Origin of the sequence: Nocardia pseudovaccinii NBRC 100343 (genome assembly GCF_001613225.1) — a bacterium.
GTDB lineage: Bacteria > Actinomycetota > Actinomycetes > Mycobacteriales > Mycobacteriaceae > Nocardia > Nocardia pseudovaccinii.
In genome coordinates, this window is record NZ_BDBY01000431.1 from 1 (window position 1) to 14,914 (window position 14,914).

Consider the following 14,914-nt stretch of genomic DNA (forward strand, 5'->3'; position numbering starts at 1 on the left):
ACCGCCGTGAGCGCCGGGAGCGGCCGAGCCGCCCGCGTCGGTCCGGTTCCGCAGGCACCACCGCGACCAGCACCGAGGCCGGGCGTGCAGGCGCTGCTACCGCGGTTGCCGACGCCCCGGCAGAAACACAGGAGGGCTGACGCATGTTGATGCCACGGAAGGTCAAGCACCGGAAGCAGCATCACCCGAGCCGCAGCGGCATGGCCAAGGGCGGCACTTCGGTCGCGTTCGGTGAATTCGGTATCCAGGCTCTCGAGCCCGCCTACGTCACCAACCGGCAGATCGAGTCCGCGCGTATCGCGATGACCCGCCACATCAAGCGTGGCGGCAAGATCTGGATCAACATCTACCCGGATCGCCCGCTCACCAAGAAGCCCGCCGAAACCCGCATGGGTTCCGGTAAAGGTTCGCCGGAGTGGTGGATCGCGAACGTCAAGCCCGGGCGCGTGATGTTCGAAATGAGTTACCCCAACGAGGAGATCGCTCGTGAGGCCCTGCGCCGCGCGATGCACAAGCTCCCCATGAAGTGCAGGATCGTGACCAGGGAGGAGCAGTTCTGATGGCTACCGGTACACCGGCCGCAGAGCTCCGCGAGCTCAACGAAGAGGAGCTCGTCGCCCGCCTGCGCGAGTCGAAGGAAGAGCTGTTCAATCTGCGCTTCCAGATGGCGACGGGTCAGTTGGACAACAACCGTCGCCTGCGCGTCGTGCGTCACGAGATCGCGCGCATCTACACGGTCATGCGTGAGCGCGAGCTCGGCCTGGCCTCGGCACCCGCTGGCAAGGGAGATGCGGCATGAGTGAAGAGAACGTGACCCCCGAGGTCAAGCGCGGCACCCGCAAGGTTCGCATCGGCTACGTGGTCTCGGACAAGATGAACAAGACCATTGTCGTCGAGCTGGAAGACCGCACGCGGCACAAGCTGTACGGCAAGATCATTCGCTCCACCACCAAGGTGAAGGCGCATGACGAGAACGAGATCGCCGGCGTCGGCGACCGCGTCCAGCTGATGGAGACCCGCCCGCTGTCGGCCACCAAGCACTGGCGGTTGGTCGAGGTCCTGGAGAAGGCCAAGTAGTCTTCTTCGGTTGAACATCGAAGGCCCGCTTCCTATTGTGGAAGCGGGCCTTCGCTTGCTTCACGGAAGTTCGGCTCAGCGATGGCCTTGTCGCCCCGGGAATCGCCTGGCGCTACTTCGATGACGTTGCCGGAGAACTCCGGTCGGACCCGATGAGATCAAAACGCTCGAACTACCGGCTGGCGAACCAGTATTGATCCTGAGTTGCCAAAGCTCTACCGCCAGCAGCCTTCTCATCGAGTTCGCCTGCGGCGTTCATGCCGCATCACGGTTTTCATGGACGTACGAAGGGTGATAGGTTCGCCGATATGCCCAGCTCGGATGAGAAGACCGTTGGCTTGGTCCTGGTCACCTACCAGAGCGCTGAGGATCTACCCGGATTCCTAGAGACACTTCCTGCGGCGGTGCAGCCATACGAGTTCGATGTGATCGGCGTCGACAACGTCTCGACCGACCGCAGTGCTGACATCGTCGAAGAATTCGGCGGCCGAGTTATTCGCAATCCCCGAAATGTCGGCCTGGCCGCCGCGATCAATCAGGGCGCCGCAGCGACCAATGCGGAGTGGATCCTTGTCGCCAACCCCGACACCAAACTCACGCCCGGCTCGATCGCGGCGCTAGTCGAGACAGCAAAAGCCGATGAACGAATCGGCATGATCGGTCCGCGTATCGCACGGTTGGACGGCACGCCGTACCCGAGCGGGCGGCGGTTCCCGTCGCTGGCGGTAGGCATCGCGCACGCACTGCTGGGCGGGATATGGCCGGGCAATCCGGCGACTCGCCGCTATTTCGGTGAGCCCGTCACCGAGGTGAGCGACGTGGACTGGATTTCCGGCTGCTGCATGTTGTTCCGGCACGAGGCGTTCGACGCAGTTGGAGGGTTCGACGACCGTTACTTCCTCTACTTCGAGGAAACAAAGGCTGCCCTCGACATGCACCGCAGCGGGTGGCGGGTCGTGCTCGACCCGAACGTGCAGATCCGCCATCGCGAGGGCGGCAGTATGCGATCCGCGCCGTTCCGAAAAGTCCGCTCTCATCACCGCAGTGCCCTGCGGTTCTACTGCGATTACCACAAGGGAACACCGTGGATCGTGTTCGCACCGCTGGTAGCGGTTGGACTGATCGTTCGTGGTCTGGCGGCGGTGACGCGGACCGCGCTGCTCCAGCGAGTTGAGAACCGCTAGACGAAGGGCTGCTCCTCCAGGCTGACACCAGCCTGGAGGTCATCCAGGAGCTTGTGGATCACGGCGTTGCCGGTACGGGAGCTCGGCATGCACTGGGCGCAGTCGTCATCGATCCGCCGTCCATTCGAGGCGGCGACCACGTCGAGGATGCGGGAGCGTTTGACGTTGCCGAGGTCGTAGCCAGTGGCCGCGAAGCGTGGTTCGGCCTTCAGATCGCAGGGAGTCAGGTGCCCGAACGCGCCGATCGTCGGGCGGAACCAGCGCCCCAGGCATTCCGCCGTGCGCGACCGGTCTGGACTCAGCCCGTTGGCTAGCATGACCAGCTCGTCACCGATGTCGATTCGAGTTGAGCCGCCGACGCGGGCTCGAACAGCTTTCAGCTGGTCGCGCACCACGATTAGCTGGGCGTCGTCGAGTCCTTCGGTGACATCGACCTCGTCTTTACGAAGGTCGAGCCAGTCGACGCCGCACGCTTCGGCGAAGTCGGCCATCGCCTCGATCTGGGCGTGGTTGCCCGGCTGGATCACCATTCCGATACCGACCGCAGGTGACTCGCCTCTTTCCTCGAGTAGCGCGGCGAGGTTGGTGGTCACTCGTTCCAGCGCCCGCTGCCGGGGTCGCGTTCCTGCGATGTGGTCGTAGGTGATCGGGTCGGGCGAGTGTACGGAGAATCGAATTCGGTGGCAGCGCAGCAAGGCGGCAAAGAGTCGACTGCCCGGTTGGATACTGAATCCTGTTGTGTAGACATGTATTTCGATTCCGAGACCAACGGCGTGGTTGAGGATGTCGGGCAGGTCTGGGTTGATCAGCGCTTCGCCTCCGCCGGAGACAATGAGCCGCCGGACCCCAGCCGCGGCGAGTTCATCGATGACACCTGTCCAGTCTCCAACGCCCATTAATCCATGCGTATCGAGTTGCTTTGTGGCGTAGGTGAATTCGGCCTGATCAGACCACAAGCACATGCGACATCTGTAGTTGCACGTGCCGCGCGTGGGATGAATCTCCATGGTCTCGGCCAACACCGGCTCGCGGGCTCGAATCCGTTGCGGTATCTCTGGACGCCGCAGCCATTCGGCAACAGTGGCCGCAGCGAACCCCCACCGCAGCCGATGCGGGTAGTAAGACGACCCCACCAGCAACGGTAGTTGAGGATTCCTTCGCGCGAAGAGGTACATATCGCGGACTGTGGCGATCTCCAGCCCGGCGTTTGCGGCGAGTGTTGCCGCGGGGGTGTGTGGTGCGGCGAGATGGCAAGCCAGCGCCGTCCGGATCGCCGGTTCTGCGGGAGCATGGCTGAGAACTTCAGTTGCGAGAGCGGCTAATTGGTCGTCACAGTAAAGGAACTGCTGAGCCTGATCGAGCAGGGTGACTACGGTCATGACATCACCCGCGTAGTCGAGGTGGTGGTGATCTGTTCCCATTCCACGGGTTTCAGTAGCGTCACCAGCGAGCGGGGCCGGTCGAACACCAACACGGCGCCGCTGGGATGTCTCACGACGCGGTGTTCATGCGGCCGGGAATCGATCTGTGCGGCGACGTCGGTGACATCGACGGGATTGTCCAGCAGCCAGTGTTGGTCGACACTACCGATGGGAATCAGGTCGACAGCAGGCGCGGGACTGTCGGTGCGGCCTATCAGCTGCTCGGTCAACTTCCGATTTGCGGCAGCACCGAGCTGAAACTTGTGCTGGGCCTCCAGCTCTCGGGGAAGCTGCCGCGCCGTCCCCTCCTCCAGTAGTGATTCCGCGCGAGTGAGCAAGTCGGAGGCTGGCTGCGTGTGTAGTGAACCGAGAGCGGCGTTGCCGACCATCTCTCGCCCCCAGGTGGCAGCCTGCAACCGGAACTCGCCGTTAGGGCGGATATTGCAGAGGGTGTCTTTGACCTGTTCGGAGAGCTGCTGCAACGTGATCGTCCGCGCCGGGTTGCTGGCCAACGGCCGAATACCTGTGGCTGGCCAGATCGAGTTGAACGTCAGGTACAGTCCCGCGTCGGCCAGTTGTCGGTGGTGACGATCGACCAATCCCTGTACGCCGTGGAACTCATGCTCCCGTAGCCCCAGCCTCGGGTAGTGGGCTCGGGCCTGCCCAGAAAAACTCGGCGCGCACAGATGATGCTGGGAAGCGAGCCCGTTGGCAGCAAGGAACTCGCTGAGTTCGATAACTTTTTTCCAGTTGTGCTGGTGCACAACGGTTATCACTGTGATTGGTTTTCCGGTCTCGTTCAGGCTTCGTAGCCCGTCGAGGACCTTCGGCAGGTTCTTGCCGCGTGCATATCCGTGGAGGTCGTTGGTGGTGCCGTCCACGCTGGTGCAGATGCGCGTCAGGTTCGACGCCGCGAGCCGGTCCACCGTCTCGGTGGTGAGCTGGGTGGCGTTGGTGATCATCGTCGATGCTGTTCGCAGTAGCCGGTGTGTGGCCGTCAAGAGCGCGGGCAGATCGTGGTGCAGGGTGATTTCCCCGCCAGTCAGCACCACCTCGAGCACACCTGCGGCATCGGCCGCATCGATCGCCGATCGTAGTGCGGGCGGCGGAAGTTGCTGTTGCCGCCATACTTCCCCTGGATGGCAGTACAGACAGCGAAGGTTGCACTCGTTGACTGCGTCGATCACTAGTCGCAGCACCCTGCCGATATTTTCGGGCTCGTTCATTGTTGTCTCCCAGTGGGTTTCGATTCCTTACGGGTTTGCCGACATGAGCGCGAGCTACGGGAGTGTCCACAGCCGTTCACAAGGGAGCCGCGGGTACGTCCGGCCAGGTGGTTCGAACGTGACGGTGTCGGGCCAGTGGTATACGACCCAGTGGTCGGCGAATCGGCGCGCAGCCGACTCACAGGCCGCGAATCTCAGTTCCTGCTCGCACAGGACGCTTATGTGGACGCGGATCACGACGTCTGGTTCGTCCGGACGAGGTGAATTCGATTGAGCAGCAGAATTTTCCGCATAGCTCATCGCCGTGAACTACTGCTTTCCGGTTGTCGAGTCCGTCGTCTGGTGGACGGAGCTGGGGTTGAGCTGCGCGGCCAGGACGCGGGCGTCGGCTTGGGGATTGGTGAGACCGTTCAGTACATCGAGGAGGGTCTCGATGTCCACGCTGACGGGTAGCGGTATGTCGCGGTCTCGCGGCTTAAACGGCAGCTGTCGGGCAGCGGCCCGCTCACGTGGAGTGTCCACCGGCGGAACGATCTTCCCGGCCTGGACCAGAAAGCTGTACGCGCTAGCCTTGCGAGGGCATGCGTGAGCCGGGCACATGAGATGCTGCTGCATGATGCGCTGCGCAGCTGTGATCGTGAGGGGGTAACCGGGATGCGCGTGCTCCGTGTTGTCGGCCCGATCGGGCACCACAGCCGCCCAAGTCGTTGGGGGACAGACTGTTTGCAGGTCGAACAGCTCGCACACCCGGCTCGGTGTATTACCGACCGTCTCCAGGTCGTAGACGACCAGCGCGTCGACGGCGAGACCGGCGGCGATATCGAGTGCGTAGCCGATCGGGTCGGAGTGGTCAGCCGGTGGGCGCACTGTGTACAGGTGGGCGTATCCCAGTCGTAGCGCGTGACGTCGGACTTCTGTTGCGTGTCGCGGTGATTCGAGCCCCGACACGTCAGCGCGTACAAGGCATATCGCGGTGGGTTTGTGGTTTGGATCGCCGGAATCCATGGCGTGTCCTTTCAACTCGAGAGACGAATTCCCGGACTGGGGCGCATAATTGAGCCTGATCGACGAGAGTCGGCCTCGGCAGCGCAACTTCCCCCCCCGCAATTTCCTGGAGTGAAGTTGCGGGGTGCCGTTCGGACTACTGTCTGGCTAGATGGGGGAAGGGCATCGGATGAGTTCGCGGCACCGGAGAAATCGCCAGCTGGCACAGCTGATCGAGTTGCGGGACTGGAAGCGGCGAGAGGTTGTCGACAAGGTCAATGCCGCGTATGAGCAGATAACCGGCAAACCCGGTGCGTACGACGAAGAAGCTATTCGGCGGCTCGTGAGTGGTGTAACAAGGTGGCCGACAGAGGGGTACCGGCGAGCGTTGGAGCAAACCTTCGACGCTTCCGCTACAGAACTGGGTCTATACAACCCGCGCGCGACGAGGGCGAATCACTCGCAAACTGGTACAGGTGTTGAAGCTGCCCTACCCTGGACTTGGGGCGGCGAGGAGGTTGACGAAGTGCAGCGCCGAGAGCTGATGAGAGCAATTGCCGTCATTACGGCGGCAGCGCCAGCGATCACGGCTGCGCTCAGTGCCGATGAGGTCGAACGCACAGTCCACGCGGTCGCGATTCCGCGTCGCGTCGATGCGGCTGTCTTGGACAATGTCGAGGCAATGCTCAACCAAGCTCGGCTTCAAGACGATCTTCTCGGCCCGCAGGCTGCGATCCGCACAACACTTACTCAGGTCGACATCGCTGAAGCATTACTTACCGGTCCGCGCGATCCGCTGGAACGGCGGTTGAAGTCGCTTCGGAGCAAGATCTCCACCTCGGCCGGATGGCAGCTGTTCGACCTGGGCCGAATCAGCTTGGCGGAGGATCATTTCGAGACCGCGCGAGACGTCGCGGATGAAATCGGTGACGATGCCGCCGGTGCGATGGCAATGGCGGAGTGGTCAGGGATGACCGAGGAAGTCGGCAAGCCTTCGGTCGCCGCCGACCAGGCCGCCGCAGCCGAGATGCGTGCCGCTCGATCGGGCGACCCGCTACTGCGCGCGCACACAGCTGGCATCACGGCGCTCGCCCAGGCCAAGGCGGGACATGCTTGCGACACCCGCGAGGCACTGACTCGTGCCGACAACTTCGACGTCACCGCACCGCGCACGCCTGAGCAGTCACTGGCCTATTTCTGCACTGCGGGACATATCGCCCGCATGCGTGCCAAGGCACTGCACCAGATCGGAGACCTGACTGCGGCGATCGCAGCGGCCCAAGAGTCGCTGAAGTTGCAAGCTGTAAGAGACCGCGCCGCCTCGCACATCCTGCTAGGGACGATCTACGTCGATGCCGGGGATCTCGACGCTGGGCTTGGCGCAATCCTCGATGGTGTCGAGGCCGAGGCTGCGAATGGGTCAGCGCGGATCTCCAGCCAACTTCGCAATGCTCGTACGCTGATCCACGTCCGGGCACCGGGATCTGAGGCTGCACGGAAGCTTGATGTACGTATGGCGGAGCTGCGGCTGGCCTGAGGTTTCCGTACTACCGCACGGTTCGGGTAAGGGTTCGCCGGAGTGGTGGGTGGCGAACGTCGAGCCCAGGCGCGTGATGTTCGAGAGTTACCCCAACGGGGAGATCGCTCGTGAGGCGGTTGGTCAAGGTCCTGGAGAATGCCAAGTAGTCTCCTCCGCCCGAACAGCAAAGGCCCGCTTCCCATTTGGGAAGCGGGCCTTTTTCATATTTGCTCGGCGGTTCGGATTATTCATCCGGTCTGTTGCGGAGCCGGTCTATCGTTTCGATCGAATAACGATGCCAGCGTTGTGCTGATGACGTTCGACAGTATTGGCAGCAATTGATCGCGACCCGGCGGAATGATCCAGTGCGCCCCTTCGCGGGTCCACCGCCCGAGGCCTGTCGGTATCATCAGCGCGCTGCCGACGACGGGCACACAAATGTTTTTGCGTGCCAGCAGTTCCAGGACTTGATTACCCGGGGCGTAGTCCACGGCCGCGACGAAGGTCCAGCGGATCTGCCGCGCCAGCACCGGGCCGGGAGTTCCCTGCTGTAGCAAGGAATTTCGGACTTTTTCGGCCAATAGCTTGGGCATGTGGATAATGCCCAGATGGTTCGTCACCGGCAGCATGACGTAACCGCCGCGTTCCTCGGCGGGGAGATGAAACTGTTGGCGGTAGTAGTCCGCCCAATCGACGACGCTCGCGAGTTCCTCGGTGTCCACGGTGGCCTTTGTCCCGTTCAGCACTGATGTCGTTTGGTTTGCAAGTAGCCTGAGGCCGGATCAGATGTATGCCCGGAATATCTTTCCGGGATTGTTGCCCAGCCGAGTCGGAAGATTGTGTTGTGCGCGGAATGACCCAGAACCTCACCATCGGTGAGCGGGTGTCTTGGTACCGACGGCGTCGCGGTATGTCCCAAGACGTGCTAGCCGGTCTTGTCGGGCGGACAGACGATTGGATGAGCAAGGTCGAGAACAATCGGATTCCGCTGGACCGCTTGTCGGTGATCCGCCTACTCGCGGACGCATTGGATGTTTCGCTGGGAGACCTGATCGGTGATCCGAGTCTGTTGGAATGGACCACCGACAGCGGGAGTTCGACCATCCCCGCACTCCGGGCCGCGTTGATGGACTACAGCCATTTGATGCCTGCGCCGGTGCCGCCCGGTCGTGATCCGGAGTCGTTTCAACTCCCCGCGCTCGAGCGGGAGCTGCGTGGTGTCTTCGATGCCTATCAGGGGGCCAGGTTCGGATTTGTGGCGGGCCGATTGCCCGGCCTGTTGTCTGCGGCGCTCGCGGTCGCCCAGCGAGCGGAAGACGAATCCGGGTACCGGCTGTTGGCACTGTGCTATCAGGTGGCGGCCTCGGTATTGACCAAGCTCGGTGAAACCGATTTGGCTTGGAACGCCGCCGAACGAGGTCTCGCGGCGGCTCAGCGAACCGATGATCTCGCGATCGTCGGTTCCCTGATGCGATCTGTCGCCTTCACGGTGATGTCCACGGGCCGTGTGCAACCCGCTGTCGATCTGGTCGAAGCCGGAGCGGCCTACTTGCAGCCGTACCTGCACGAGGGTCGGGACGACATGTTGTCGGTGTACGGAACGCTGCTGCTCGTCGGCTCGATGGCAGCCGCGCGGAGCAATCGTCGCGACACCGTGCAGGAGTTTCTGGCCGAGGCGGATGTGGCTGCGCGGAAGCTGGGTGGTGATCGGAACTGCCTGTGGACCGCGTTCGGACCCACCAATGTCGCAATCCATCGAGTCAACACCGCGATGGAACTCGGTGATGTGCAGATCGCGCTTCGGTTGGGACCTGGGCTGGATACCTCCGCCCTCCCGGTGGAGCGCCGGATTCGGCACCAGCTCGAGCTTGCTCGCGCGTTCAATCTTGCTGGCCGCCAGCAGGATTCGGTATCGGCTCTGCTCGACGCCGAGCAGGCGGCCCCGGAACAGGTCCGCCATCATTACCTCAGTCGGCAACTCGTACTCACCTGGATGCGCAACGCGCACGGCAGTCCTTCGTTCGTCTTGCAAGCCTTGGCCCAACGAATGCACGTCGTGAGGTAACCAATGACCAATGCGGACAATCGGTTTGCGCGCGCACGTCTGGCGGCGGGAGCGCTCTTCGTGCGCGGCGACGAGGTGCTGTTGGTGCACAAGACTTATGGCAGCGGTTGGGATATCCCCGGCGGGTATGTCGAGCCGGGGGAGTCGCCAGGTGCGGCCTGCCGTCGCGAGATCCGCGAAGAGCTCGGAATCGACCGTGCACCAAGGCATTTGCTGGTTCACGATTGGGCGCCGAGCGAGGGGGAAGGCGACAAGATTCTCTATGTTTTCGATTGTGGCGAGATCGGAGCCGATGAGCGAGCCATCAGCCTCCAGGAGAGCGAACTCGACCGCTGGGCGTGGGTCGGGTTGTCGAAGCTCGATGACCACCTGATCCCGCGGCTCGCCCGCCGACTACGTCAAGCACATATCGCGCGTTCCGAGAGCCGTACCGTCTACCTCGAACACGGTGAGCCCGCGCCGATGTGATCCGCGCTGGGGCATGTGGCTGCCGTCGGATCGAATCATGGGATTAATCGGTGGCGTGCGGGTGGGCGGGCGTGGGACGCTCGGTCGGGTGCGGGCCTACAGGGAGGTGCTGGCTGACTCGGCAGTGCGCAGTGTGCTGCTGCTGGGGGTGATGGTTCGCATTCCGTTCTTCGCCGGGTCGGTGTTGCTCGCACTGCATGTGGTGCAGACGTTGCACGGGTCGTATGGGCAGGCCGGGGCGTTGAGTTCGATTGTCACGCTGTGCGTTGCGGCGAGTGGGCCGTGGCGCGGGCGGATGTTGGATCGTTTCGGGCTGCGGCGCACTATTCTGCCGTCGATCGTGGTCGGGGCGGTGTGCTGGTCGATCGCGCCGTTCGTCGGGTACGGGGCGCTACTGGTGCTGGCGGCGATCGCCGGGCTTTTCGATATTCCGATCTTCACGGTGGTTCGGCAGGCCGTGATCGCCGCTACCACCGAGCAGAGCCGCCAACCGGCGCTGGCACTGGAATCGGTGTCGGTGGAGATGGCGTTCATGGTCGGGCCGGTGCTCGGTGTCGCCGCCGCGACGGCTTGGTCGACGACGCTCACCCTTTTCGGGATGCAGATGGCGCTGGTGTCGGCGGGAGTCTTTGTCTGGGTCCGCAATCCGCCGCTGCGCTCGGACGACAAGGCCGAGGACGCGACGGTGCCGCGGCGCGAATGGTTCCGGGTCGAGTTCGTCGCGCTGTGCGTCGGCGCGTGTGTGGCAATCGCGGTGCTCGCGGGTTCGGAATTGACATTCGTATCCGCCATTCGCGAGTTCGGCGCGCAGCGGTGGCTCGGCGTGGTCATGGCGGTCTGGGGTTTCGGTTCGCTGGTCGGCGGGCTCGTCTACGGCGCGCTGCACCGATCCATTTCGACGTATGTGCTGCTCGCCGGGCTCGGCGCCGTCACCATTCCGATGTGCTTCGCCGTCGGTCCGGTATCGCTCGGGGTGACCGGGCTCGTCGCCGGAGGACTTTGTGCGCCAACACTTGTCGCATCCGTCGATCAGTTGAGTCGAATTGTTCCGGAGGGCGGTCGCGGCGAGGCGATCGGCTGGCACGGCGCCGCGATGACGCTCGGCAACGGCATCGGCAGTTCCCTCTGCGGCGTGGCGATCGATGCGGGCGGATTCCCGGCGGGTTTCGCGGCGGCCGCGGCACTCGGGCTCGGCCTCGGTGTCGGGCTGTTGCTGCTGGTCAAGGTGGTGCGTCGGGTCGACCGGGAGGAGTTGCGCGCGGGGGCGCGCTGAACTCGCTCGACACAGGTCTTGCGTTATACGTATACATCTACTTATAGTGATTCTCGACGGACGCCGAGGAGCGGGCTCGAGGCGACCGGAGAACAGCAGATCAACTCACCGCAGCGGACCGAATCGGGTCCGCTGGCGTCGCACCCATGCTTTTTTGCATATCTATTTATGAGACGGGGAATCATGACACCGGATTCGAGCGCACCGACCGACACTGCTGCGGACGTGGCCACGATCAACATCGAGAAGAACGCATCGGATATGCGCGATGTGCTGCTAAAAGTCGGTCCCGGCGGCCTGCGCAGGCAGCGCTTCGTCGGGCGGAAGCTCGGTGAGACAAGAGAATTCACCAAATCGGGTATCGAGGTGATCCGGGTCTACCTGAGCCGCAAGGGTAAATACGTTGTGCATCGGCAGCGGGCCGACTGGATGGACTTCGCGCTGACGAACTGGGCCAAGGATCTGAAGAACTGGCGCGAGATCTTCGACGTCGACGACCAGACCTGGGGCGACTACACGGTGGACATCGTCGACTCGGTCGAGGAACTCGCCGGGCGGATTCCGGCACGCATCTACCGCGAACTCGTCGGCACCGCGACGAGTCCGCAGATCGACGAACTCGACATCTGAGACCGGTCCGCTCGTTCGGACCTCGAAAGGACTTCTCCCACATGTTCGCTCGACTGGGCGCGATCGTTGTGCACAACCCGTGGAAGGTGATCGGTCTCTGGCTGTTCATCGTGATCGCGGTGGTGGCCACGGCGCCGCAACTGAAATCGACCACCGACCAATCCGAATTCCTGCCATCGCATTACGAGTCGATTCAGGCAATGCAATTGCAGCAGAAGGCATTTCCACAACAGCAGGCGCCCGCGGCGCTGCTCGTCTTCATCCGCGCCGACGGCGCACCGCTGTCCGAGGCCGATTCGGCGAGCGTGACGGCGATCGCGTCGAAGCTCGACGACCGGAGAATCAAGGACGTCATCGGTATTCAGGCCGTTCCGGCCTCGGAGAACCGGTTGGTGCAGATCGCCGCCGTGCAGATGACGAAGGTGACCAATGCGGGCGATACGACGCAGAGCGAAGCGGTCAAGAAACTGCGTGACGCTTTGCGCGATCAGGTGCAGGGTTCGGATCTGAAGGCGGGCGTCACCGGTCAGGCGGCGCAGATGCTGGACCAGACCGAGTCCGGTGAAAAGGGTATGGCCATTATCGGTATCGCGACAGTGGTGCTGATTCTGGTGTTGCTGCTGATCATCTTCCGCAGTCCTGTGATCGCGCTGCTGCCGATTGTCGTGATCGGTGCGGTCTCCGGCACCGTCGGCGGTCTGATCGCGATGGTGAGCAAGGCCTTCGATCTGAAGGTCGACAGTTCGGTGAATTCCATTCTGCTGGTGGTGCTTTTCGGTGTCGGCACCGACTACATCCTGTTCCTGATGTTCCGGTACCGGGAGCGACTGCGGGCCGGGGAGGATCCGAAGACCGCGATGGTCAGTGCGGTCACCAAGGTCGGCGAGGCGATCACCTCGGCGGCGGGTGCGGTGATCATCGCGTTCATGGCGCTGACCCTGTCCACGCTCGGCATGTTCCGTGCGCTCGGTCCCGCGCTGGCGATCGCCGTCGCGGTGGCGCTGCTGGCCGGTCTGACGCTGGTGCCCGCCGTGGTTTCGCTGTTGGGCACCAAGGTGTTCTGGCCGTCGAAGGCATGGCAGCAGGAGCCGAAGGGCGCGCGCTTCGGTGCGATCGGCGCGGCGATGGGTCGGCGGCCCGGTGCGTTCGCGGCGGTGTCCGGTGGGCTGCTGGTGGCCCTGGGTGTGCTGGCGTTCGGCTTCCATCCGACGTTCGATCTGAGCTCGGGTTCGACCTCGGATTCCTCCGAATCGACGGTCTACAACAAGGAGTTGCTCAAGGGGATGCCCGCCGGGTCGACCCAACCGTCCGAGGTGCTGTTGCATTCGGACACCGGCGCACCGCTCGACAATGACCAGCTCACCGCCTACCGTGCCGTACTCGCCGCGGTGCCGGGCGTGAGCCAGGTCGGGGCGCCGACGGTATCGAGTGACCGACTGGCCGCCGACTTCCAGGTGACCCTCGATGGTGCGCCCGAATCGGATGCCGCGCTCGATACGGTGCGTGATCCGCTGCGCGACGCCGCGCATTCGGCGGCACCCGCGGGCACTACCGCTGTGGTGGGTGGCATCTCGTCGGTGTACGTCGACTTCCAGGACGCGATGGTGCACGACTACAAGATCGTGTTCCCGGTGGCGGCGATTCTCATCATGATCGTGCTCGCGCTGCTGCTGCGCAGTCTGGTGGCGCCGTGGTACCTGATGGCCTCGGTCTTCCTCGGCTTCGCCGCGACGCTCGGTGCCGCGGTACTGGTTTTCCAGCACTTCCAGGGCAATTCCGGACTGATCTTCACCCTGCCGGTGATCATGTACCTGTTCGTGGTGGCACTCGGCACCGACTACAACATTCTGATGGTCGCTCGCTTGCGTGAGGAGGCGCGAGCCGGAAACGAGCCGAAACAAGCTGCGGCCCTTGCGGTTCGGCACACCGGCCCGACCGTCGCCGCAGCCGGTGTAATCCTGGCGGGCACCTTCGCCTCGATGATGTTGGCGGGCAACAATGTTCTGTCGCAGATGGGCTTTGCGATCTCGGTCGGCATCGCGATCGCCGCATTCGTCATGGCGATGTTCTTCACCCCGGCAGTGACCGCGCTGATCGGGCACCGCGCCTGGTGGCCGGGGCATGGGGACCGGGATTCGAAGGGTGCATCCGAGGGGCCGTCGCAAGCTACGCGCTCGGATCCGTATGCGTACTCGGATACGTACAACTAAGGGCCGAGCAGGCAGCGGCAAAAGGTCGAACCTCGCAACACAGATCAGTCCAGCCGCAGAGTGAACAGGGCCGTCCGACTCGGGATATCCAAGTCGGACGGCCCTTCCCGTCATCCTCAACGCGCGTTGCCGCATACTCCGTGACTACCTCGCATACGGTGCAACCTATGTGAGGTAGTCACTGAGTATGCGCGAGCAGAGATCACCGAACGCCGCGCTGCTGACGGCGCTGTGCGCCGCTGCTACCCCCGCGCTGTCGCTGGATGCGCCGCCGCGATGCTGCTGCTGGTGCAGCGCTGCTACTGCCACCGTCGGGCTGCCGCTGCCGCTGCCGCTGGCCGCTGCCGCTGCCGGTTAGCGTTGTTGCAGTTGCCGTTGCTGCTGGCCGCCGCGCTACTGCCATCTGTTCGCTGCCGCTGCGTTGCTGACAGCCGCAGCGGCGCGGTATTCGTGTGTGGGCAGCACCGGATGTCGCCCTGTCGCTGTCGCTGTCGCCGCTGTCGCTGTCGCTGTCACGTTGCTGTCGCCGCTTTCGGGCTTTCGCTGCTGCCACCGCCGCTGTCAGCGTTGCCGTTGCCGTTGCCGCGCTGCTGACGGCCGCAGTGGCGCGGTATTCGTGTGTGGGGAGCACCGAATGTCGCCCTGCCGCTGCCGCTGCCGCTGCCGCTATCGCCGCTTTCGGGTTGTCGCTGCTGCCACCGCCGATGCCCGGCCGTAGCGCTGCGGTATTCGTGTGTGGGGAGTACCGAATGTCGCCCTGTCGCTGCTGCTTTCAGGCTGTCACTACCGCGCTGCTGCCGCTATCGCCGCTTTAGACTGTCGCTGCTGCTGCCGCCGCTGTCAGCGTTGCTGTTGCT

Annotated in this window: 15 protein-coding genes and 1 pseudogene; 12 read left to right on the forward strand and 4 right to left on the reverse strand. The window is 63.5% G+C overall.

All coding sequences use genetic code 11. The features are described 5' to 3' along the window. The first annotated feature begins 143 nt into the window (after positions 1–143). From rplP to NP3_RS45055, 4 genes are all read left to right on the forward strand, one after another. Positions 144–560 (forward strand): 50S ribosomal protein L16, encoded by a 417-nt coding sequence (rplP, locus tag NP3_RS45040; protein WP_014981662.1) that lies wholly within the window; start codon positions 144–146, stop codon positions 558–560. Then, entirely contained in the window at positions 560–799 is a 240-nt protein-coding gene (gene rpmC, locus NP3_RS45045) for a 50S ribosomal protein L29 (RefSeq protein ID WP_040686552.1), read from the forward strand. Before rplP ends, rpmC begins: the two co-directional genes overlap by 1 nt. Continuing rightward, a complete protein-coding gene (rpsQ, locus tag NP3_RS45050; RefSeq protein ID WP_063047820.1) occupies positions 796–1,077 on the forward strand; it encodes a 30S ribosomal protein S17 in 282 nt (93 codons plus the stop codon). Before rpmC ends, rpsQ begins: the two co-directional genes overlap by 4 nt. Before the next feature lie 308 nt (positions 1,078–1,385). Then, positions 1,386–2,261, forward strand: coding sequence for a glycosyltransferase family 2 protein (locus NP3_RS45055; protein ID WP_063047828.1), 876 nt, complete (start codon positions 1,386–1,388; stop codon positions 2,259–2,261). Here NP3_RS45055 and NP3_RS45060 read toward each other — a convergent pair. The 3 genes from NP3_RS45060 to NP3_RS45070 form a co-directional block, all read right to left on the reverse strand. Next, positions 2,258–3,280, reverse strand: coding sequence for a radical SAM protein (locus NP3_RS45060; protein ID WP_169814691.1), 1,023 nt, complete (start codon positions 3,278–3,280; stop codon positions 2,258–2,260). The genes NP3_RS45055 and NP3_RS45060 overlap by 4 nt on opposite strands. Positions 3,281–3,636: 356 nt before the next feature. After that, positions 3,637–4,908, reverse strand: a complete 1,272-nt coding sequence (locus NP3_RS45065) for a radical SAM protein (RefSeq protein ID WP_063047822.1) — start codon at positions 4,906–4,908, stop codon at positions 3,637–3,639. Between the two features lie 309 nt (positions 4,909–5,217). Beyond that, positions 5,218–5,775, reverse strand: coding sequence for a hypothetical protein (locus NP3_RS45070; protein ID WP_063047823.1), 558 nt, complete (start codon positions 5,773–5,775; stop codon positions 5,218–5,220). A gap of 307 nt (positions 5,776–6,082) precedes the next feature. On the opposite strand from NP3_RS45070, the gene NP3_RS45075 reads away from it, so the two are divergent. Together NP3_RS45075 and NP3_RS50130 are read left to right on the forward strand one after the other, a co-directional pair. Next, the gene (locus NP3_RS45075) at positions 6,083–7,429 is read left to right on the forward strand and encodes an NsdA family TPR-like regulatory protein (RefSeq protein ID WP_157124976.1); all 1,347 of its coding nucleotides are present in this window, start codon (positions 6,083–6,085) and stop codon (positions 7,427–7,429) included. 19 nt (positions 7,430–7,448) lie between these two features. After that, positions 7,449–7,548: pseudogene (locus NP3_RS50130) on the forward strand (ribosomal protein L16); the annotation flags it as partial. A 111-nt stretch (positions 7,549–7,659) separates the two neighbouring features. Here the strand turns inward: NP3_RS50130 and NP3_RS45080 are convergent. Next, positions 7,660–8,133 (reverse strand): hypothetical protein, encoded by a 474-nt coding sequence (locus tag NP3_RS45080; protein WP_063047829.1) that lies wholly within the window; start codon positions 8,131–8,133, stop codon positions 7,660–7,662. 131 nt (positions 8,134–8,264) lie between these two features. On the opposite strand from NP3_RS45080, the gene NP3_RS45085 reads away from it, so the two are divergent. The 6 genes from NP3_RS45085 (at position 8,265) to NP3_RS48765 (ending at position 14,415) form a co-directional block, all read left to right on the forward strand. Beyond that, a complete protein-coding gene (locus NP3_RS45085) occupies positions 8,265–9,476 on the forward strand; it encodes a helix-turn-helix domain-containing protein (RefSeq protein ID WP_063047825.1) in 1,212 nt (403 codons plus the stop codon). 3 nt (positions 9,477–9,479) lie between these two features. After that, positions 9,480–9,944 (forward strand): NUDIX domain-containing protein, encoded by a 465-nt coding sequence (locus tag NP3_RS45090; protein WP_063047826.1) that lies wholly within the window; start codon positions 9,480–9,482, stop codon positions 9,942–9,944. A 37-nt stretch (positions 9,945–9,981) separates the two neighbouring features. Further along, on the forward strand, positions 9,982–11,217 hold the full coding sequence (locus tag NP3_RS45095) for an MFS transporter (protein WP_084509694.1): 1,236 nt from the start codon (positions 9,982–9,984) through the stop codon (positions 11,215–11,217). 183 nt (positions 11,218–11,400) lie between these two features. Further along, complete coding sequence (locus tag NP3_RS45100; protein WP_169814692.1) at positions 11,401–11,847, forward strand: EXLDI protein; 447 nt, start codon at positions 11,401–11,403, stop codon at positions 11,845–11,847. A gap of 41 nt (positions 11,848–11,888) precedes the next feature. Continuing rightward, positions 11,889–14,057, forward strand: coding sequence for an MMPL family transporter (locus NP3_RS45105; protein ID WP_084509693.1), 2,169 nt, complete (start codon positions 11,889–11,891; stop codon positions 14,055–14,057). A gap of 187 nt (positions 14,058–14,244) precedes the next feature. After that, complete coding sequence (locus tag NP3_RS48765; RefSeq protein WP_157124978.1) at positions 14,245–14,415, forward strand: hypothetical protein; 171 nt, start codon at positions 14,245–14,247, stop codon at positions 14,413–14,415. Positions 14,416–14,914 lie beyond the last annotated feature (499 nt).

Excerpts from the sequence above, each read along its gene's own strand:
- NP3_RS45100 (WP_169814692.1), top strand. The coding sequence starts at position 11,401 with ATGACACCGGATTCGAGCGCACCGACCGACACTGCTGCGGACGTGGCC.
- NP3_RS45085 (WP_063047825.1), top strand. The coding sequence starts at position 8,265 with ATGACCCAGAACCTCACCATCGGTGAGCGGGTGTCTTGGTACCGACGG.
- NP3_RS48765 (WP_157124978.1), top strand. The coding sequence starts at position 14,245 with ATGCGCGAGCAGAGATCACCGAACGCCGCGCTGCTGACGGCGCTGTGC.
- rplP (WP_014981662.1), top strand. The coding sequence starts at position 144 with ATGTTGATGCCACGGAAGGTCAAGCACCGGAAGCAGCATCACCCGAGC.
- NP3_RS45055 (WP_063047828.1), top strand. The coding sequence starts at position 1,386 with ATGCCCAGCTCGGATGAGAAGACCGTTGGCTTGGTCCTGGTCACCTAC.
- NP3_RS45095 (WP_084509694.1), top strand. The coding sequence starts at position 9,982 with ATGGGATTAATCGGTGGCGTGCGGGTGGGCGGGCGTGGGACGCTCGGT.
- rpmC (WP_040686552.1), top strand. The coding sequence starts at position 560 with ATGGCTACCGGTACACCGGCCGCAGAGCTCCGCGAGCTCAACGAAGAG.
- NP3_RS45090 (WP_063047826.1), top strand. The coding sequence starts at position 9,480 with ATGACCAATGCGGACAATCGGTTTGCGCGCGCACGTCTGGCGGCGGGA.
- NP3_RS45105 (WP_084509693.1), top strand. The coding sequence starts at position 11,889 with ATGTTCGCTCGACTGGGCGCGATCGTTGTGCACAACCCGTGGAAGGTG.
- rpsQ (WP_063047820.1), top strand. The coding sequence starts at position 796 with ATGAGTGAAGAGAACGTGACCCCCGAGGTCAAGCGCGGCACCCGCAAG.
- NP3_RS45065 (WP_063047822.1), bottom strand. The coding sequence starts at position 4,908 with ATGAACGAGCCCGAAAATATCGGCAGGGTGCTGCGACTAGTGATCGAC.
- NP3_RS45075 (WP_157124976.1), top strand. The coding sequence starts at position 6,083 with ATGAGTTCGCGGCACCGGAGAAATCGCCAGCTGGCACAGCTGATCGAG.